27 protein-coding genes are annotated in these 17,655 nt (G+C 60.0%); 7 read left to right on the top strand and 20 right to left on the bottom strand.

From position 1 onward, the window contains the following. Positions 1 to 22: 22 nt before the first annotated feature. From AC1DZ5_RS13975 to AC1DZ5_RS13960, 4 genes are all read left to right on the top strand, one after another. Entirely contained in the window at positions 23 to 481 is a 459-nt protein-coding gene (locus AC1DZ5_RS13975) for a (2Fe-2S)-binding protein (RefSeq protein ID WP_477890012.1), read from the top strand. A 13-nt stretch (positions 482 to 494) separates the two neighbouring features. Further along, positions 495 to 2,687: a xanthine dehydrogenase family protein molybdopterin-binding subunit gene (locus tag AC1DZ5_RS13970; protein ID WP_477890010.1), complete on the top strand. Its 2,193-nt coding sequence runs from the start codon at positions 495 to 497 to the stop codon at positions 2,685 to 2,687. Further along, positions 2,687 to 3,697 carry an XdhC family protein gene (locus AC1DZ5_RS13965; protein WP_477890008.1) on the top strand — a complete coding sequence of 337 codons (1,011 nt, stop codon included), beginning with the start codon at positions 2,687 to 2,689 and terminating at the stop codon, positions 3,695 to 3,697. The genes AC1DZ5_RS13970 and AC1DZ5_RS13965 overlap by 1 nt, the downstream gene beginning before the upstream one ends. A gap of 161 nt (positions 3,698 to 3,858) precedes the next feature. Then, positions 3,859 to 4,359 (top strand): cyclophilin-like fold protein, encoded by a 501-nt coding sequence (locus AC1DZ5_RS13960; protein WP_477890006.1) that lies wholly within the window; start codon positions 3,859 to 3,861, stop codon positions 4,357 to 4,359. A gap of 512 nt (positions 4,360 to 4,871) precedes the next feature. On the opposite strand, the gene ptsP is transcribed toward AC1DZ5_RS13960, so the two are convergent. The 6 genes from ptsP to AC1DZ5_RS13930 all read right to left on the bottom strand — a co-directional run bounded on the left by ptsP (position 4,872) and on the right by AC1DZ5_RS13930 (position 9,038). Beyond that, positions 4,872 to 6,659: a phosphoenolpyruvate--protein phosphotransferase gene (gene ptsP / locus AC1DZ5_RS13955; protein ID WP_477890004.1), complete on the bottom strand. Its 1,788-nt coding sequence runs from the start codon at positions 6,657 to 6,659 to the stop codon at positions 4,872 to 4,874. Further along, positions 6,656 to 6,925 (bottom strand): HPr family phosphocarrier protein, encoded by a 270-nt coding sequence (locus AC1DZ5_RS13950; protein WP_477890002.1) that lies wholly within the window; start codon positions 6,923 to 6,925, stop codon positions 6,656 to 6,658. The genes ptsP and AC1DZ5_RS13950 overlap by 4 nt, the downstream gene beginning before the upstream one ends. Continuing rightward, positions 6,894 to 7,340 carry a PTS sugar transporter subunit IIA gene (locus tag AC1DZ5_RS13945; protein WP_310342487.1) on the bottom strand — a complete coding sequence of 149 codons (447 nt, stop codon included), beginning with the start codon at positions 7,338 to 7,340 and terminating at the stop codon, positions 6,894 to 6,896. Before AC1DZ5_RS13945 ends, AC1DZ5_RS13950 begins: the two co-directional genes overlap by 32 nt. Positions 7,341 to 7,696: 356 nt before the next feature. Further along, on the bottom strand, positions 7,697 to 7,828 hold the full coding sequence (locus tag AC1DZ5_RS13940) for a hypothetical protein (protein WP_477890000.1): 132 nt from the start codon (positions 7,826 to 7,828) through the stop codon (positions 7,697 to 7,699). Next, complete coding sequence (locus tag AC1DZ5_RS13935; RefSeq protein WP_477889998.1) at positions 7,825 to 8,328, bottom strand: hypothetical protein; 504 nt, start codon at positions 8,326 to 8,328, stop codon at positions 7,825 to 7,827. Before AC1DZ5_RS13935 ends, AC1DZ5_RS13940 begins: the two co-directional genes overlap by 4 nt. A gap of 5 nt (positions 8,329 to 8,333) precedes the next feature. Then, positions 8,334 to 9,038, bottom strand: coding sequence for a DUF4197 domain-containing protein (locus AC1DZ5_RS13930; protein WP_310342493.1), 705 nt, complete (start codon positions 9,036 to 9,038; stop codon positions 8,334 to 8,336). A 17-nt stretch (positions 9,039 to 9,055) separates the two neighbouring features. Between AC1DZ5_RS13930 and AC1DZ5_RS13925 the strand changes: the two genes are divergently transcribed. Continuing rightward, entirely contained in the window at positions 9,056 to 9,553 is a 498-nt protein-coding gene (locus tag AC1DZ5_RS13925; protein ID WP_477889995.1) for a TlpA disulfide reductase family protein, read from the top strand. Between the two features lie 33 nt (positions 9,554 to 9,586). Here AC1DZ5_RS13925 and AC1DZ5_RS13920 read toward each other — a convergent pair whose 3' ends face one another. Further along, on the bottom strand, positions 9,587 to 10,036 hold the full coding sequence (locus AC1DZ5_RS13920) for a c-type cytochrome (protein ID WP_477889993.1): 450 nt from the start codon (positions 10,034 to 10,036) through the stop codon (positions 9,587 to 9,589). A 183-nt stretch (positions 10,037 to 10,219) separates the two neighbouring features. Between AC1DZ5_RS13920 and AC1DZ5_RS13915 the strand changes: the two genes are divergently transcribed. Further along, the gene (locus tag AC1DZ5_RS13915) at positions 10,220 to 10,876 is read left to right on the top strand and encodes a cytochrome b/b6 domain-containing protein (RefSeq protein ID WP_477889991.1); all 657 of its coding nucleotides are present in this window, start codon (positions 10,220 to 10,222) and stop codon (positions 10,874 to 10,876) included. Next, a complete protein-coding gene (locus AC1DZ5_RS13910; RefSeq protein ID WP_477889989.1) occupies positions 10,873 to 11,382 on the top strand; it encodes a GNAT family N-acetyltransferase in 510 nt (169 codons plus the stop codon). Before AC1DZ5_RS13915 ends, AC1DZ5_RS13910 begins: the two co-directional genes overlap by 4 nt. Positions 11,383 to 11,439: 57 nt before the next feature. Here the strand turns inward: AC1DZ5_RS13910 and AC1DZ5_RS13905 are convergent, their stop codons facing one another. The 13 genes from AC1DZ5_RS13905 to AC1DZ5_RS13845 form a co-directional block, all read right to left on the bottom strand. Next, on the bottom strand, positions 11,440 to 11,946 hold the full coding sequence (locus AC1DZ5_RS13905) for a redoxin family protein (protein WP_477889987.1): 507 nt from the start codon (positions 11,944 to 11,946) through the stop codon (positions 11,440 to 11,442). Between the two features lie 101 nt (positions 11,947 to 12,047). After that, complete coding sequence (rpsQ, locus tag AC1DZ5_RS13900; RefSeq protein WP_477889985.1) at positions 12,048 to 12,317, bottom strand: 30S ribosomal protein S17; 270 nt, start codon at positions 12,315 to 12,317, stop codon at positions 12,048 to 12,050. Positions 12,318 to 12,327: 10 nt separating this feature from the next. Next, complete coding sequence (gene rpmC, locus AC1DZ5_RS13895) at positions 12,328 to 12,537, bottom strand: 50S ribosomal protein L29 (RefSeq protein WP_310342506.1); 210 nt, start codon at positions 12,535 to 12,537, stop codon at positions 12,328 to 12,330. 16 nt (positions 12,538 to 12,553) lie between these two features. Beyond that, a complete protein-coding gene (rplP, locus tag AC1DZ5_RS13890) occupies positions 12,554 to 12,970 on the bottom strand; it encodes a 50S ribosomal protein L16 (protein WP_029708121.1) in 417 nt (138 codons plus the stop codon). A 2-nt stretch (positions 12,971 to 12,972) separates the two neighbouring features. Beyond that, positions 12,973 to 13,869: a 30S ribosomal protein S3 gene (gene rpsC / locus AC1DZ5_RS13885; protein WP_310342522.1), complete on the bottom strand. Its 897-nt coding sequence runs from the start codon at positions 13,867 to 13,869 to the stop codon at positions 12,973 to 12,975. Positions 13,870 to 13,885: 16 nt separating this feature from the next. After that, positions 13,886 to 14,215: a 50S ribosomal protein L22 gene (gene rplV, locus AC1DZ5_RS13880; RefSeq protein WP_075585605.1), complete on the bottom strand. Its 330-nt coding sequence runs from the start codon at positions 14,213 to 14,215 to the stop codon at positions 13,886 to 13,888. 10 nt (positions 14,216 to 14,225) lie between these two features. Further along, the gene (rpsS, locus tag AC1DZ5_RS13875; protein WP_094476242.1) at positions 14,226 to 14,504 is read right to left on the bottom strand and encodes a 30S ribosomal protein S19; all 279 of its coding nucleotides are present in this window, start codon (positions 14,502 to 14,504) and stop codon (positions 14,226 to 14,228) included. An 11-nt stretch (positions 14,505 to 14,515) separates the two neighbouring features. Continuing rightward, entirely contained in the window at positions 14,516 to 15,340 is an 825-nt protein-coding gene (gene rplB, locus AC1DZ5_RS13870) for a 50S ribosomal protein L2 (protein ID WP_105261718.1), read from the bottom strand. Positions 15,341 to 15,342: 2 nt separating this feature from the next. Continuing rightward, positions 15,343 to 15,666, bottom strand: a complete 324-nt coding sequence (gene rplW / locus AC1DZ5_RS13865; RefSeq protein ID WP_105261719.1) for a 50S ribosomal protein L23 — start codon at positions 15,664 to 15,666, stop codon at positions 15,343 to 15,345. 8 nt (positions 15,667 to 15,674) lie between these two features. Beyond that, complete coding sequence (gene rplD, locus AC1DZ5_RS13860) at positions 15,675 to 16,295, bottom strand: 50S ribosomal protein L4 (protein WP_310342534.1); 621 nt, start codon at positions 16,293 to 16,295, stop codon at positions 15,675 to 15,677. Further along, a complete protein-coding gene (gene rplC, locus AC1DZ5_RS13855; RefSeq protein ID WP_477889982.1) occupies positions 16,295 to 16,969 on the bottom strand; it encodes a 50S ribosomal protein L3 in 675 nt (224 codons plus the stop codon). The genes rplD and rplC overlap by 1 nt, the downstream gene beginning before the upstream one ends. A 199-nt stretch (positions 16,970 to 17,168) precedes the next feature. Beyond that, the gene (gene rpsJ / locus AC1DZ5_RS13850) at positions 17,169 to 17,483 is read right to left on the bottom strand and encodes a 30S ribosomal protein S10 (RefSeq protein WP_068674876.1); all 315 of its coding nucleotides are present in this window, start codon (positions 17,481 to 17,483) and stop codon (positions 17,169 to 17,171) included. A gap of 23 nt (positions 17,484 to 17,506) precedes the next feature. Further along, positions 17,507 to 17,655 (bottom strand): EF-Tu C-terminal domain-related protein (locus AC1DZ5_RS13845; protein WP_477890440.1); only part of this gene is annotated, 149 nt, incomplete at its 5' end.

Below are 17,655 nucleotides of genomic sequence, written 5' to 3'. Positions count from 1 at the left end.
AACCACTCTTTGGGAACCATCCATGATCACACTCCATATCAACGGCAAACCGACCCACGCCACGGCCGATCCTCATACACCATTGTTGTGGGTGCTGCGCGACGAGCTGCAGCTCACGGGCACCAAGTACGGCTGCGGCATGGGCCTGTGCGGTGCGTGCACGATCCATCTGAATGGCGAGCCGGTGCGCTCCTGCAGCACGCCAGCTTCCGCCGCAGTGGGCAAGAAGATAGTCACCATCGAAGCTGTCAACAAGGGGCGCGTCGCAAAGGCGGTGCAAGGGGCATGGACGCGCCTTGATGTCGTGCAATGCGGCTATTGCCAGTCCGGCCAGATCATGAGTGCCATCCATTTGCTTGAAAAAAATCGTAAGCCATCAGACGCGGACATTGATGCTGCCATGAGCGGAAACCTCTGCCGCTGCGCGACCTACGTGCGCATCCGGGCAGCCATTCACGAAGCTGCGCAATCACTGGCTTAAAGGAGCGGACACCATGAACGAAAAAAGTCACATCAAAAACGACAGTCGCCGCCGTTTCCTTCAAGGTGCGGCCGGATTGACGCTTGCCATCTATTGGCCGACTGCTCCCGCTGCAGCGACCTCATCCGCGGTTGGTGCCGCTGTCACGTTCGAGCCAAATGCCTTCCTGCGGATCGGCACAGACAACACCGTCACTGTCATCGCCAAGCATCTTGAGATGGGCCAGGGCACCCACACTGGCCTGGCCACCCTCGTCGCCGAGGAGCTGGATGCAGCCTGGTCGCAGGTGCGCGTAGAGGGTGCACCGGCCGATGCCAAACGCTTCAACAATCTCTTGTGGGGGCCGATGCAAGGCACGGGCGGGAGTTCGGCCATGGCCAATTCATGGGAGCAGATGCGCAAGGCAGGAGCGTCTGCACGCGCCATGCTCGTGGCTGCGGCGCAGCAGCAGTGGCAAGTGTCGGCTGGCGAAATCACGGTCAGCGAAGGGGTGCTCGTCCACACGCCATCCAAGCGCCGGGCCAGTTTCGGTGACTTGGCAAAGAGCGCGTCCGGGCAGTCGGTGCCGGACGATGTCCAACTGAAAGACCCCGCGACGTTCAAGCTCATCGGAAAGCGCGCGCCGCGCAGGGATACGGCCGACAAGATCAACGGCAAGGCGCAGTTCACCCAGGATGTCCACCTGCCGGGCATGCTCACGGCGGTGGTTGCGCACCCGCCGCGCTTTGGAGCCAAGGTGAAGTCCTTCGACGCGAGTGGTGCCAAAGCGGTCAAAGGGGTGGTCGCGGTCGTGGAGATTCCCACCGGCGTGGCCGTGTTGGCCAAGGACACCTGGAGTGCGAAGAAGGGCCGTGACGCACTGCAGGTGGAATGGGACGAGTCCGCTGCGTTCAAGCTCGGCAGCGAAGAAATCTTCGCCCGCTACCATGAGCTTGCCAAATCGCCCGGTGCCGTTGCCCGCAAGGAGGGTGATCCCGATGCCGCCTTTGCAGCACCAGCACGCCTGCTGCGCGCCGCCTATGACTTCCCCTACCTCGCGCACGCGGCGATGGAGCCAATGAACTGCGTGGTGCGGCTCGGCCAGGACAGTTGTGAAATCTGGAACGGCGAACAGATGCAGACCGTCGACCAGATGAGGGTGGCGGAACTCCTGGGCCTCAAGGTCGAGCAAGTGTCCATTCACATGCTCTATGCTGGTGGCAGCTTCGGGCGGCGGGGCAGCAAGGATGCTGACTATGTGCGCGAGGCCGTCACCATCGCCATGGCGATCAAGGGCCAGGCTCCGGTCAAGATGGTGTGGTTGCGCGAGGATGATATGAAGGCCGCCTATTACCGTCCGGCCTTCCACCACGCACTGGAAGCTGCGCTCGATGCGCAGGGGAAACTCATAGGCTGGCATCACCGTTTGGTCGGTCAATCCATTCTGGGCGGCTCCCCGTTTGCGATGATGATCAAGGACGGCATTGATCCCGTTTCCGTAGAGGGCGCGGCAAGCTTGCCCTATGCGATTCCCAATCTGCTGGTCGATCTGCATACGCCAACAGATATCGGGGTGATGGTGCATTGGTGGCGCTCGGTCGGATCAAGTCACACGGCGTATTCAACCGAAACGTTCATTGATGAGGTGGCTGTGGCGGCCAGCCAGGACCCCGTGGCCTTCCGTCTTGCGCTGCTCGACAAGCATCCACGACATACCGGTGTCCTCAAGCTCGCCGCCGAGCAAGCGGGTTGGGACAAGCCGCTTGCGCACGGCGCTACTGGCGAGCGCCGCGGGCGCGGTGTGGCAGTGCACGAGTCCTTCGGTTCCTATGTGGCGCAGGTGGTCGAAGTCACGGTACAGCCTGACGGCAGCTTCAAGGTCGACCGTGTCGTCTGCGCCGTGGACTGCGGCACAGCAATCAATCCCGATATTGTGCGCGCGCAGGCTGAAGGCTCGGTTGGATTCGCACTGTCGGCGGCACTCAACGGCGCGATCACCCTGAAGGAGGGTGTGGTCGAGCAATCCAACTTCCATGACTACGCGCCCATTCGCATCAGTGACATGCCGAAGGTTGATGTGTTTATTGTTCCCTCAGCCGCGAGACCCTCCGGCATGGGCGAGCCAGCGGTGCCTCCGCTGGCTCCGGCCCTGGCCAACGCCATCGCTGCGGCCACGGGCAAGCGGGTGCGCAACCTGCCCATTCGTACCGATGAGCTGAAGGCCTGATGGAAAGCCTCGATCTGCAAGTGCTGGCTGCGGCCAGGCGCTGGGCGGCGGCCGGGCACCGCTTCGCGCTGGTGACGGTGGCCCGCACCTGGGGTTCAGCACCGCGCCCGCCGGGCTCCTGGCTGGCGCTGCGCGACGATGGCCTGCTGGAAGGTTCTGTATCTGGCGGCTGCATCGAAGACGACCTCATTGTCCGCATGCGAGAGGGGCGACTGGGGCCGTCGAGCGGCCCGTTCAGGCTGGTGTATGGCGTGACAAAGGACGAGGCGACGCGCTTTGGTCTTCCCTGCGGCGGCACGCTCGAACTCGTGGTCGAACCAGCACCTGATCCGACGCAAATGGAAGACCTGGCAATGCGCTTGTCCAAGCGAGAACTGGTAAAGCGGCGTGTCGATTTGCACAACGGCATCGTGGAGGTGACCGAGGCACGGCGCGGTGACGCGCTGCACTGGGACGGCGAATACCTGACCACCGTCCATGGCCCCCAATGGCGTCTGCTCATGGTGGGTGCCGGATCGATCTCGCACTATCTCGCGCAGATGGCGCAAGCACTGGACTATGAGATCATCGTCTGCGACCCACGCGAGGAATATGGCATCGGTTGGGACGTGCCAGGCGCGCAACTGGTCACCACCATGCCCGACGACGCGCTGCTCGCCCTGCAAGCAGACCCCCGCCTGGCCGTCGTGGCACTCACCCACGACCCCAAGCTTGATGACATGGTGCTGCTGGAGGCGCTCAAGTCGCCAGCCTTCTATGTCGGTGCCATCGGATCGCATCTCAATAACGCAAAGCGGCGCGAGCGACTGGCGCAGCACTTCGGTCTTTCAGCTGAGGAACTGGCGCGCCTGCATGGCCCGGTGGGACTGGCCATCGGCAGCAAAACGCCGCCGGAAATTGCGCTGGCGATCCTCGCCGAAATGACGGCGGTGAAGAATGGAGTGGCTGCGCCCTTGCGGGATGCGAGAGCAACGCCGACTGGAGACACGCGGGCTTGCTCGGCGACATGACCATGGCGAGCACACGAACGGAACCCATCGTCGGATTGCTACTCGCCGCCGGAAGCGGCCAGCGCTTCGGTGGCGACAAGCTCCTGCACCCCTTTGTGCGCCCCCATTAACCTATTGGACGTGGACACGCCTGACGGCCTGAAGAAATTGGATGTCTAACCATGAAGAACGCCATGCGACCTGCCGCCATATCGATTGCTTGTTTGGCCCTGATGCTTTCACGCCCCGTATGCGCAACAGGGGAGCCAAAGAAGTCGCCCACAGAACGACTCAACGAGACGGTGAACCCTGAGCAAAACACGGTGAAGATTCGTCTGACCATCGACGGAAAAACGGTGACGGCCAGCCTGCATGACACCCCTGCGGCACGTGATTTCCTGTCCTTGCTGCCGCTGAATCTGAATCTGACGCTGGAGGATTACGCCTCCACGGAAAAGATCGCCTACCTACCAAGGAAACTCGCAACGAAGGGCGCACCTGCCGGTTTTACGCCATCGGCAGGTGACATCACCTACTACGCTCCCTGGGGGAATCTGGCTATCTTTCACAAGGAATTCCGCTATTCCGAGGGGCTCATCAGCCTGGGGCGGATCGACTCAGGCGGGGAAGCCCTCAAGGCACCCGGTGCGCTGAGGGCGATGATCGAACGCATGGAGAAGTAAGCACGACTGTTTCTCCCGTAGCGAGTAGCAGATACCTCTCAAACGCGAACCCGTCAAATCACCGCCCATCGGTGGTGGTCGCACCGGTGTCAGCTCACCTTTTCCAGAGCCAGCAAGCCGGTATGTGGCACAGCGCGACGGCCACATCACGCTGCTTGGCAAGGACGCCCCGCGCTTCAAGCCGCACGAGGTCGCCCGCCAGGGTGTGGCCTATGTGCCCGAGGGGCGAGGAGTGCTCCCCAACCTGTCGGTGCGCTGCTCTCCGGCGCCGAGCAGCAGATGCCGTCGATTGGCCGTGCACTGATGACCCACCCCGAGCTGATTGTGCTGGCCCGTGCCGACCAAGCCCTGGTGCTGCAAAAGGGCAAGTGGTGTTGCAGGGCCTGGCGGATGATGTGGCGGGCAGCGCGGCTCTGTCGAACTACCTGGGGGTTTGAGAAGGTTGGCGGACTCGGAATCAGAAGAAAAACGACATCCAGCCCCCGTCAACACTGCGCGAGCAGCTCCTGTTTTTATAGCGGCATGGGGCGACTGCTGAGCTCTTCGCCAGGTTCTTCGGCGTCGCACACGCCCTGCGCCCAAGCCTCCAGCTTGCCCGCGTCGGCGCGCAAGATCTCTTGCTTGACCGCCAGAATCTGTGCCGGGTGCATGGAGAAGCTGCGCAGGCCCAGGCCCAGCAACAGGCGCGTCATGGTCACGTCGCCGGCCATCTCGCCGCACACACTCACATCCTTGCCCTGGGCGCGGCACTCGGCAATGGTGTCGGCCACCAGGCGCAGCACGGCGGGGTGCATGGGGTCGTACAGATGCGCCACCGACTCGTCGGCCCGGTCGATCGCCAGCGTGTACTGGATCAGGTCGTTGGTACCGATGGAGAGGAAATCAAAGTACTTGAGGAACAGGCGCAGGCTCAACGCCGCGGCCGGAATCTCGATCATTGCGCCAAGCTGAATGGGCCCGTAGGCCACACCGCGGCGGTCGAGCTGCGCACGCGCCTTCTCGATGTGGGCAATGGTCTGCCGGATCTCGCGGGCATGGGCCAGCATGGGAATCAGCAATCGCACCTTGCCATGCGCTGCGGCGCGCAGGATGGCGCGCAACTGGGTCAGAAACATGCCCGGGTCGGCCAAGCTCCAGCGGATGGCACGCAGACCCAGCGCAGGGTTCAGGTGGGCGTCATCACGCACGGAGGCATCCAGCGGCTTGTCGGCGCCCACGTCCACCGTGCGGATGGTCACCGGCAGGCCCTGCATGCCTTCCACAGCCTTTTTGTAGGCCTGGTACTGCTCTTCCTCGTCGGGCAGGCGACCCTGGCGCCCCATGAACAAAAATTCGCTGCGAAACAGGCCCACGCCCAGCGCACCAGCCTTGAGCGCCACCTGGGCGTCCTCGGGCATTTCGATGTTGGCCAGCAGCTGCACACGCTGGTCGTCCATGGTGACGGCGGGTGTGTGCAGCAGGCGCTGCAGTCGGCCGCGCTCCAACTCGCCCTGACGCTGCTTGAAGCCGTATTCGGCCAGGATGATGGGCGAGGGATCGACAATGACCACGCCCACATCGCCATCGATGATGACCCAGTCGTCCTGGCGCACCAATTGGCTGCAGGTGCGTGCGCCAACCACAGCGGGGATGTCCATGCTGCGCGCCACGATGGCGGTGTGTGAAGTCTTACCACCCACATCGGTGATGAAGCCCGCAAACACACTCTGCTTGAACTGCAGCATGTCGGCCGGCGACAGGTCGTGCGCGATGAGCACCAGTGGCACGTCCACGGTGTCGTCCAGCAGCAGGTCTTGTTGCGAGGGCTTGCGCGGGCTGCGCTGCACCGGTTGCAGCACGGGGGATTGGGCGCCCTTCATGGCGCGCAGCACGCGTTCGCAGATCTGCTCCATGTCGGTCTTGCGCTCGCGCAGGTAGGCGTCTTCCATTTCGTCGAAATGGCGCGCGATGATTTCCAGCTGTGTGGTCAGCGCCCACTCGGCGTTGTACAGCCGGTCGGTGATCCAGTGCTTGACGCCTGCCACCAATTCTTCGTCCTGCAGCAGCATCAGGTGCACGTCCAGCAGGGCGGACAACTCGTGCGGTGCCTCCTTGGGGCCCATGCGGGTGATGCTGTCCTGCAGGCGGGCAATCTCTTCCACCACCGCGTCGCGTCCGACACGCACCCGGTCTATCTCCGATTCCACCTCATGAGGTTTGACGAAGTAATGCGCCACATCCACGCGGCTCGACGCCACCAGCACGGCACGCCCAATGGCGATGCCGCGCGAGACCGTCAAACCGTGGATGGAAAATGTCATTCGCCTTCGCCAAACTTGTCGTTGATCAATGCCAGCAAGGCGTCCATGGCTTCCTGCTCGCGCTCGCCGCTGGTTTCCAGCATGACTTCGGAGCCAATGCCAGCGGCCAGCATCATCACGCCCATGATGCTCTTGGCGTTCACGCGGCGCTCGCCGCGGGCCATCCACACCTCGCAGGGGAAACTGCCGGCCAGCTTAGTGAGCTTGGCCGACGCTCGGGCGTGCAATCCCAGTTTATTGACTATGGTCGTGTTGATGCTGATCATGGGGTTTGCGATGTTGGTTTTGGGGGGCGGTGACCGCCACTTGCATGATGCTCTGGATACCGCCAGCCAGCGCCCGCGTGATGAGCACGTCCAGCACCTCGTGGCGGTAGTTGACGGTGCGCAGCAGCATGGGTAGGTTGGCGCCAGCCACCAGTTTGGTGCTGATGCCGTCCACCACTTTTTGCGCCACATTGCAGGGCGTGGCACCGAACACATCGGTCAGCACCAAGGCCTGGGGGGTGCCCAGCTGGGCCAGCAGCGCCTGCGCCGCCATGCGGGTGATGTCGGTGCTCTCGTTGGGTGCCACGTCCAGCGCCAGCACACCGGCCGCCGCCTCGGGGTACACGTGCAGGGCCGCTGTGCGCAGCGCACTGGCCAGCGGTGCATGGGCGACGATGAGAATGCCTGTGTTCATGAGGGAGCGCGGAGCGGGTGAAGAGTGATTATGGCGCCTTTGCCAGCAGGAAATGCACATAGGCCGCGACACAGGTAAGGCCGTAGGCACCAAATGCCGCCTAGTACGCCGCCACATCGGCCAGGCCCAGCACCTTGAAGCCGTCAAGCAGCAGCCCAATACCCCACTGCACCGTAAACAGGGTTGTAGCCCCCCGTCGTGATTGCGCCATTAGCTACTAAAAGAATAGCAAACAACACGAAACTCAGTGACAAACCCAGCGCAATCAGGCGCGTAGCGGTGTGGCCCAGGCGTGCCAGCCAGGGGTTGGCCCAGCCCAACAGCACACGGGCCGCCAGCAGTCCCAGGTCGCGCGACTACAGGCTAAATTCCTGCACCAGCGTCGGGGCCAGTGTGGCGGTGATGGCCCGGATCAGGGCGGAGAGGAAGTAGGCCAGCCCAAACGCCAGAAAGACACCCACCGCCTTGCGGGGCGACAGCAATGTCATGGCTGCGGTGTCTCGGCGAAAAACGGTTCGGTCATGTCCGGCCCCAGGCGTTCGGCATACACCGCCCAGTGAACAATCTGACGCCCCCTTAGGCGCCACAGCAGTTGGGCTTGCACCGCACGACCGTCGGGCCGCAGGCCCTGGGCCTGCAGCAGGGTGGCGCCCGCCATGGGCTGGTCCTGCACCTGGCTCGCGCGCAGGGCGGCCAGTGCCTGGGCGCGCCACGCGGCCAACACCTCGGGCGCGGCCACACCTTCGGGCAATTCCACGCGGCTCACCGCAAACAGCGCACTGCCCGCCTCGCAGCCCACCATGTCCATCGCCAAGGTGTGCGGCACCAGCGTGACGCTGCGCTGCGCCTTGTCGGGCTTGCAGGGCAGCATCACCGAGACCGACGCCACGCTGGCCTGGCGCCAGTTCAGCGCCGGGCTGCAGGCCCCCAGCGTGGAAGCGAAGGCGAGCGCCAACACGGCAGGCAGCCACGCCCGCACGCGCTCCATGCTCTTCACTTCAGCGCGCCAAAGACCTTGGTCAAAATGGAGCTGCCGTAGGCCACCGGGTTTTGGCGAATCTTCTTCTCTTCTTCCGAAATCATGAAGAACAGGCCATCCAGTGCCTTACCGGTCACATACTGCTGGATATTGGCGTCTTCTTTCTTCATCAGCCCCAGCTCCGATGCCCTGCCGGCCAGTTGGTTGTACTTGTCGGCCAGGCCGACTTTCGCTGTGGCCTTGGTCACGATGGGCAGGAACTTGACGCCCAACGGCGAGCGCGTTTTCTCGGCAAAAAATTGGGTCACGGCGGTGTCACCGCCTGTCAGAATGCCCTTGGCGTCGTTCACCGACATGGTCTGCACGGCCTTGACTAGCAGGTCCTTGGCCATGGGCACGGCGGCCTCGGCACCGCGGTTCATGGAGGTCACCAGCTCGTCCACCCGGGCGCCCTGGCCAAAGGTGCGCAGCAGTTTTCCAGCATCTTCGAGATAACCGGGCAAAGGAATGCGAACTTTTTCGTTGCCCAGGAATCCATCCGTGGTGCCCAGAATGCCCACGGCGGCCAGCGCGCCTTTTTCCAGCGCGGTTTTCAGGCCCTTGGAGGCGTCTGCGTTGGTCAGATCCTCCAGACTCAAGGCGTAGGCGGGTTGCAAACTGGCAGCGGCCCACAGGGCAGCACTGGTTAGCGTGAAAGAATTAAAATGTCGACGGTCCATGTGGGGTACCTACTGAGATGAAAAAACAAATCGCGATCGCCAGCATCGTAGCGGCTTGCGCTGTACTTGCTGGCGCTTATTTACTGGGCAACGGCAATGCTGCACCAGCTTCAACTTTCGTACTGCTGGACGGTTCCCAAAGGCAAACCACCGACCTCAAGGGCCGCGTGACCCTGGTGAACTTCTGGGCCACCAGCTGCGTCACCTGCGTGGCGGAGATGCCCAAGGTCATCGCCACCTACGAAAAATACAAGGGCCAGGGCTACGGCACCATGGCCGTGGCCATGTCCTATGACCCGCCCAGCTACGTGGTGAACTATGTGCAGACGCGCAAGCTGCCGTTTGATGTCGCCATTGACAACACTGGTGCCGTGGCCAAAGCCTGGGGCGAAGTGGGCATCACCCCCACCAGCTACCTGGTGAACAAGCGCGGCGAGATCGTCAAGCGCTACGTGGGCGAGCCCAATTTCACCGAGCTGCACCAGCTCATCGAGAAACTGCTGCAGGAAACCTGAGCAGTTTCCTGCAAAACTGGGGCGGGCTGATGCCTAGCTGCGGAAGGCGTCGTGGCAAGTTTTGCAGTTGCCGCCCGCCGCACCTACAGCGGCTTTGATAGTGTCCAGGTTGCCGGTTTTGGCAGCGGCGCTGAGTTTGGCCATGTCAGCCTGCAGCTTCTCCGCGTTCTCATTGAATTTGGCTTTGTCGGTCCAGATTTCGGCCTTGGCCTTGGTGTCGCCCTTGTCTGAGCCCTCTACAAACGCGCTCCAGGGCAGTTTGCTCATGAACGCCGCCACTTCGGCGCTGTCCGCGGCCACCTTGGCATCAAACGGGGCTTTGCCCGCCGCCATGGCAGCCACCCGGCCAAAATTCTGCTGCATCACAAACATCACACTCTTGCGGTACTTGATGGCGTCTTCCGCTTTGGCAAACTGTGCGGAGGCCGGCGCCGCAATCACGAGGGCCGTCGCGGCCAAAACCAGGGAAACAAGCTTTTTCATGGGTCGTCCTCTCGAGGGGTGGGTGGAAATTGCCAGCGGATAGAGTAACGCCAATTCGCAAAAGTTCTCACGCGGCGGGTAACCGAGGGTAAGTCCCATGCACATCACCAGTGGCGCCCGGCGCAGTGCTACATTGTCGCTTGGCGGCGTGTCGGTACCGCCCTTCGTATCGGGGGACTAACTATGCAGACAACCAGGGTGTGGGACCTGCCCACGCGGCTCTTCCATTGGGCGTTGGCAGTGTGCTTTGTGGCATTGGTATTCACGGGACAGACTGGCGTATTCGAGTGGCACTTTCGTCTGGGTTACAGCGTATTGGCCTTGCTGCTATTCCGCCTGGTGTGGGGCTGTGTGGGCGGACACTGGTCGCGCTTCTCCAACTTCGTCTACCGCCCGTCCACTATCCTGCGCTATCTGCGCGGCGAAGGTACCCCGCTGCATAGCGTAGGCCACAATCCATTGGGTTTTTTGTCGGTGCTGGCCCTGTTGGGGTTCAGCCTACTGCAGGTCTTCACCGGTCTGTTCAGCGACGACGAGATCGCCTCCTCAGGCCCCTTGACCAAGTTTGTGAGCAGCAAGTGGGTGAGTCTGGCGAGCGATTACCACGCCGACATTGGCAAGGTTATCCTGATTGTTCTGGTGCTGCTACACATCGCTGCCATCCTGTTTTACAAATTCAAGAAGGGCCACAACCTGGTAGCACCTATGCTGCACGGCGACAAGCTGTTGGCAGACGCCGTGCCCTCCTCGCGCGACGACGCAGCCTCACGAACCTTGGCGCTGATTGTTTTTCTGTTGTGTGCGGGCCTGGTCACCGCCCTGTTGCGGTGGGCAGAATGAACCCAGAATCTGCCCTGCAGGCACCCGAAAAGGCGCGGCTGCTGCAACCCCAATCCCCCGCTGACCTGGATGGTGTACGCGTGCTGTTCAAAGAGTACGCCGACAGCCTGGGTGTGGATCTGTGCTTTCAGAACTTTGAGACCGAGCTGCAGCAGTTACCCGGAGAGTACGCTGCGCCGCGGGGCAGCTTGCTGGTGGCGGTGGTCGGCGCTGTATTTGCTGGCTGCTGCGCATTGCGCCCCCTGGACAGTGCCGATTACACCAACGCCTCGGAGATGAAGCGCCTGTATGTGCGACCCGAATTTCGGGGCTTGGGCTTAGGCCGCATGCTGGCTGAGGGCATTCTGGATGCTGCGCGGCAGTCGGGCTACAGCTGCGTACTGCTGGACACCCTGGACGATATGGAGTCCGCCCGTGCCCTGTATGCCGAACTGGGCTTTGAAGAGGTGCCACCGTTCTACTACAACCCGATTCCCGGTGCGCACTACCTGAAGGCAGAGCTGTAGGCAAAAAAAGCCCTGCCGCATCAACGTACGGCAGGGCTTTACGCCGATGCGGGCGCCTTAGGCCTTGGCTTGGGCGAGCAAGGTTGCTGCGTCGCTCACTTCAAACTTACCCGGGGCTTCCACGTTCAGCGAAACCACCTTGCCGTCTTTCACCAGCATGGAGTAGCGGTTGCTGCGCAGGCCCATGCCGCGGCTGGTCAGGTCCAGTGTCAAGCCTGTGGCTTGGGCAAAAGCAGCACTGCCGTCCGCCAACATGCGGACCTTGCCCGCTGTTTTCTGGTCACGTGCCCAGGCACCCATCACAAAGGCGTCGTTGACGCTGACACACCAGATTTCGTCCACGCCGGCCGCCTGGAAGGCTTCCACGTTTTGCACGTAGCCTGGCACGTGTTGTGCCGAGCAGGTAGGAGTGAAGGCGCCAGGCAGGGCAAACAACGCGATGGTCTTGCCGGCGGTGGCCTTGGCCACGTCAACAGCGTTAGGGCCCAGGCTGCAGCCCTCGCCCTCGACTTCGGAATACTCCATCAGTGTGGTGGCGGGAAGGGTTTGACCGACTTGAATCATGTGTGCTCCTGAGAATGAAAGTACGTTTTCAAAGTACCAATGAAAACGGCCCACATTGTGGGCCGTTTTGAAGTCACTTGCAGTGAACGAAGCCGATAGGCTTAGACTGCAGCAGCCTTTTCCACCAAGCGGGTCGCAATCCAGTTCTTGGTCTTGGAAATGGGCTTGCTTTCCGTGATTTCGATGACATCACCCAACTTGTACTCGCCCTTTTCGTCATGGGCGTGGTACTTGCTGGTTTTTGCCACGATCTTGCCGTAAAGCTCATGCTTCACGCGACGCTCGATCAGTACAGTCACTGTCTTCGAACGCTTGTCGCTGACCACCTTGCCAATCAAGGTGCGCTTGAGGGATTTTTTAGCTTCCGTCATTTATCGCTCCTTATTTGGCGGATTTTTCAGCGCTTTGCTTCTCGACAAGAATAGTCTTGGCGCGAGCAATATCACGGCGCGCAGAGCGCAGCGTAGCGGTGTTGTTGAGTTGTTGCGTGGCTTTTTGCATACGCAGGCCAAAGTGGGCTTTTTGCAGCTCTTTGACTTCCGTAGTCAGACCGGCAATGTCTTTGGTGCGCAGTTCAGCAGCTTTCGTCATGTCGATATCTCCTGAATTACTGGCCAATCATGCGTGCCACGAACGTAGTACGCAGAGGCAGCTTGGCCGCAGCCAAACGGAATGCCTCGCGTGCCAGCTCTTCAGGCACACCGACGATTTCAAAAACGATCTTGCCGGGCTGGATTTCAGCCACGTAGTACTCGGGGTTACCTTTACCGTTACCCATACGCACTTCAGCAGGCTTTTGGGAAATCGGCTTGTCAGGGAACACGCGAATCCAGATACGACCGCCACGCTTCACGTGACGGGAAATTGCACGACGTGCAGCTTCGATCTGGCGAGCCGTCAGACGGCCGCGGTCAGTACATTTGAGACCGAAGTCACCGAATGCGACCGAGCTTCCTCGGGTAGCAATACCGGTGTTACGGCCTTTTTGCTCTTTGCGGTATTTCCGGCGAGCGGGTTGCAACATGGTTATTCTCCTTTACCGTCAGCTGCTGCAGCTGGCGCGGCGATTTTACGAACGCGCTTAACGGCTGGTTTGTTTGCATCAGCACCAAGTGCTTCTGCGGGCTTGTCGCTGCCATCGGCAGGGGCTGCATTGCCACCCACGGGACGACGAGCGCCACGGGGAGCAGCACGGTCAGCACCTGGACGGGCACCACCACGGTCATCGCGGCGGGGACCACGTGGGCGACGTTCTTCTTCAGAACGAGGCTCCACAGCAGCGGGCAGATCGTTACGGCCCAAGGTATCACCCTTGTAGACCCAGACCTTCACACCGATGATGCCGTACGTGGTCTTGGCTTCGGAAGTTCCGTAGTCAATGTCAGCGCGCAGGGTGTGCAATGGCACACGGCCTTCACGGTACCACTCGGTACGAGCAATTTCGATGCCATTCAGACGACCGGACGACATGATCTTGATGCCCAAGGCGCCCAAACGCATAGCGTTTTGCATGGCGCGCTTCATGGCACGGCGGAACATGATGCGTTTTTCGAGCTGTTGGGTGATGCTGTCAGCAATCAGCTTGGCATCGATTTCGGGCTTGCGCACTTCTTCGATGTTCACTGCCACTGGCACGCCCAATTGCTTGCCCAGATCGCGCTTCAAGTTTTCGATGTCTTCGCCCTTCTTGCCGATCACCACGCCCGGACGAGCCGAGAAAATGGTGATACGTGCGTTCTTGGCAGGACGCTCGATCAGAATGCGCGAAACCGAAGCATTCTTCAACTTGGCCTTCAGGTACTCACGCACCTTGATGTCTTCGGCCAGCATGCCCGCGAAATCGCGGTTACTAGCGTACCAACGAGAAGACCAATTACGGCTGATCGCCAAGCGAAAGCCGGTTGGGTGGATTTTTTGTCCCATATCTTCCTGGCCTCTTTCAGTTACCAACCGTCACGTACACGTGGCACGTGGGCTTGCGGATTTGATTGCCACGGCCTTTGGCACGTGCCGTGAAGCGACGCAGAGAAGCACCTTGCTCAACGTAGATGGTTTTCACCTTCAGTTCGTCGATGTCGGCGCCATCATTGTGCTCAGCATTGGCAATGGCGGACTCCAGAACCTTCTTGATGATCACAGCAGCTTTTTTCTGTGTGAATTGCAAGATGTTCAGAGCTTGGTCAACTTTTTTGCCACGGATCAGATCCGCGACCAGACGACCCTTGTCTACCGACAAACGGACGCCACGAAGGGTTGCACGAGTTTCCATGGTCACCTCCTTATTTCTTTTGGACTTTTTTGTCCGCAGGGTGACCCTTGAAAGTACGGGTCAGAGCGAACTCACCCAACTTGTGGCCAACCATTTGATCGGTGATATAGACAGGCACGTGCTGTTTGCCGTTGTGCACAGCAATGGTCAAGCCGATGAAATCGGGCAAGATCATAGAACGACGCGACCAAGTCTTAATCGGCTTCTTGTCCTTGGTAGCGACGGCCTTTTCGGTCTTGGCTACCAGGTGGTGGTCCACAAAGGGACCCTTTTTGAGAGAACGAGTCATTTACCTACCCCTTACTTCTTGCGACGCGACACGATCATGACCTGCGTGCGCTTGTTGTTACGGGTACGGTAACCCTTGGTCAGATTACCCCAAGGATCGACTGCATGACGGCCTTCGCCAGTCTTGCCTTCGCCACCACCGTGTGGGTGGTCCACAGGGTTCATCACCACACCGCGAACGGTCGGGCGAATACCCATCCAGCGCTTGACACCGGCTTTACCCAGACGGCGCAGGCTGTGCTCTTCGTTGGCGACTTGACCAATGGTTGCACGGCAATCGATGTGGATCTTGCGAACTTCACCGGAGCGAACGCGGACCTGGGCGTAGGTGCCTTCACGGGCCAACAGGGTTGCAGAGGTACCCGCAGAGCGGATGATCTGTGCGCCCTTGCCAACTTGCAGTTCCACGCAATGGATGATGGAACCCACTGGGATGTTGCGGATAGGCAAAGTGTTACCCACGCGGATAGGAGCTTCGGAACCATTCATGATGGTTGCGCCGACTTCCAGACCACGGGGGGCAATGATGTACTTGCGCTCACCGTCGGCGTAGCACACCAGAGCGATGTGCGCAGAGCGGTTGGGATCGTACTCAATGCGTTCCACCTTGGCAGGAATGCCGTCCTTGTTGCGGACAAAGTCGACAACGCGGTAGTGGTGCTTGTGTCCACCGCCCTTGTGACGGGTGGTGATGTGGCCGTTGTTGTTACGACCGGCTTGCTGGAATTGAGGTTCCAACAATGCAGCGTGAGGGGCACCCTTGTACAGGTGGTCACGCGAAATCTTCACCACGCCACGACGGCCTGGAGAAGTAGGTTTCATTTTAATGACAGCCATGATTACGCGGCCTCCCCACCAAGGTTCAGCTCTTGGCCGGGCTTGAGCATCACGTAGGCTTTGCGAACGTTGTCGCGACGGCCATTCGATTTGCCAAAGCGCTTGGCCTTGCCTTTTGTGTTCACCACAGAAACGCCTTGCACTTCCACCTTGAACATCAATTCCACAGCGGCCTTGATTTCGGGCTTGGTAGCGTCTTGCAGCACCTTGAACGTCACAGCATTGGATTTTTCAGCCACCATGGTTGCCTTTTCAGACACGATGGGAGCAACCAGAACCTGCATCAAACGACCTTCGTCGTACTTGACTTTCGACGTGTTGTTCATACGGGCGCTCATGCGAACATCTCCTTGAGTTTGTCCATGGCAGCCTTGGTCACCAGCACCTTGCGGTAGTGCACCAACGACAGGGGATCTGCATAGCGAGGCTCAACAACCAAGATGTTCACCAGGTTGCGAGATGCCAAGTACAGGTTTTCATCCACTTCGTCAGCAATCACCAGCACGGACTCAAGGTTCATCGCCTTGAATTTAGCTGCCAATGGCTTGGTCTTGGGAGAATCCACCTTCAGGGAGTCAACCACTGCCAGACGGCCTTCGCGGGCCAGCTGAGACAAGATGGAAGCCATACCGGCACGGTACATTTTCTTGTTAATCTTTTGACCGAAGTTTTCATCGGGCATGTTAGGGAAAATGCGGCCGCCCCCGCGCCACAGTGGCGAGGAAGTCATACCGGCACGGGCACGGCCCGTTCCCTTTTGCTTGAAAGGCTTCTTGGTCGAGTGATGGACTTGCTCGCGGTCTTTTTGGGCACGGGTGCCTTGACGCGCGTTGGCCTGGAAGGCCACCACCACTTGGTGAACCAAGTCTTCGTTGTATGCGCGACCAAACACGGTTTCTGGCGCATCGTATTTCGACGTAGCCTGACCTTGGTCATTCAGGAGTTCGAGCTGCATCAGTTCGCTCCTTTCGCTGTTTTAGCCTTGACTGCGGGACGGACGGTCACAAAACCACCTGCTGCACCGGGGATCGCACCCTTGATCAACAACAATTGACGCACTTCGTCGATGCGGATCACATCGAGGTTTTGCGTAGTTTTGGTGACGTCACCCAAGTGACCCGTCATGCGCTTACCGGGGAACACGCGACCTGGGTCTTGTGCCATACCGATAGAACCGGGAACGTTGTGCGAACGGCTGTTACCGTGCGAAGCACGCTGCGAGCTCATGTTGTGGCGCTTGATGGTACCGGCAAAGCCTTTACCAATGGAGGTGCCTTGCACGTCCACTTTTTGACCAACAACAAACACATCAGCAACGGGCACAGTAACACCAGCGGTGTACTTTGCGGCCGCATCAGCGGTTACGCGAAATTCCTGGATGATTTCACCGGCTTCAACACCTGCTTTGGCAAGGTGGCCGGCGATAGGCTTGGTCACACGCGAAGCTTTGCGTGCACCGAACGTTACCTGCAAGGCAACGTAGCCATCGTTCTCCTGGGTTTTGACCTGCGTCACGCGGTTGTTCGACACATCTACCACCGTAACAGGAACTGCATCCCCGTCATCGGTGAATAGGCGCATCATGCCAACCTTGCGACCCAGCAACCCTAAGTGATTGCTAAGACTCATTGTTTTCTCCGTAACTCCCACCGCTGCAACTTCAATTGGCTACAGCGTTTTTGCGTGAGAGACTGTTAATAAAACTCCACCCACATGCAAAAGCACATGGAGCAGAGCCAGCGAGTATAGCGTGGACCTGTGATTTGCACAAGCCCCTGCTTTCCTCACCGGTCAGAAGCTTTGGACTTGCGTCCAAAGCCACTATTTCTTACTGCAGCTTGATTTCAACGTCCACGCCAGCTGGCAGATCGAGCTTCATCAGCGCGTCTACAGTTTTGTCTGTGGGATCAACGATGTCCATCAGACGCTGGTGCGTACGAATTTCAAACTGATCGCGACTGGCCTTGTTCACGTGGGGTGAACGCAGGATGTCAAAACGCTTCATGCGGGTTGGCAAAGGCACGGGGCCTTTGACAATCGCGCCAGTGCGCTTGGCGGTGTCAACGATTTCAGCAGCCGATTGGTCAATCAGCTTGTAGTCAAACGCCTTCAGGCGAATGCGGATTTTTTGCTTGGCGGCCATCGTAATTCCTTAGTTTGCGCGAATTACGCGATGATTTTCGCAACCACACCGGCGCCGACGGTACGACCACCTTCGCGGATGGCGAAGCGCAGGCCTTCTTCCATGGCGATGGGGTTGATCAGCTTCACAGTGATCGACACGTTGTCACCAGGCATCACCATTTCTTTGCCTT

This window comes from Rhodoferax sp. P1_F3, assembly GCF_056405715.1.
This window is presented reverse-complemented; position numbering and strand designations above follow the sequence as displayed.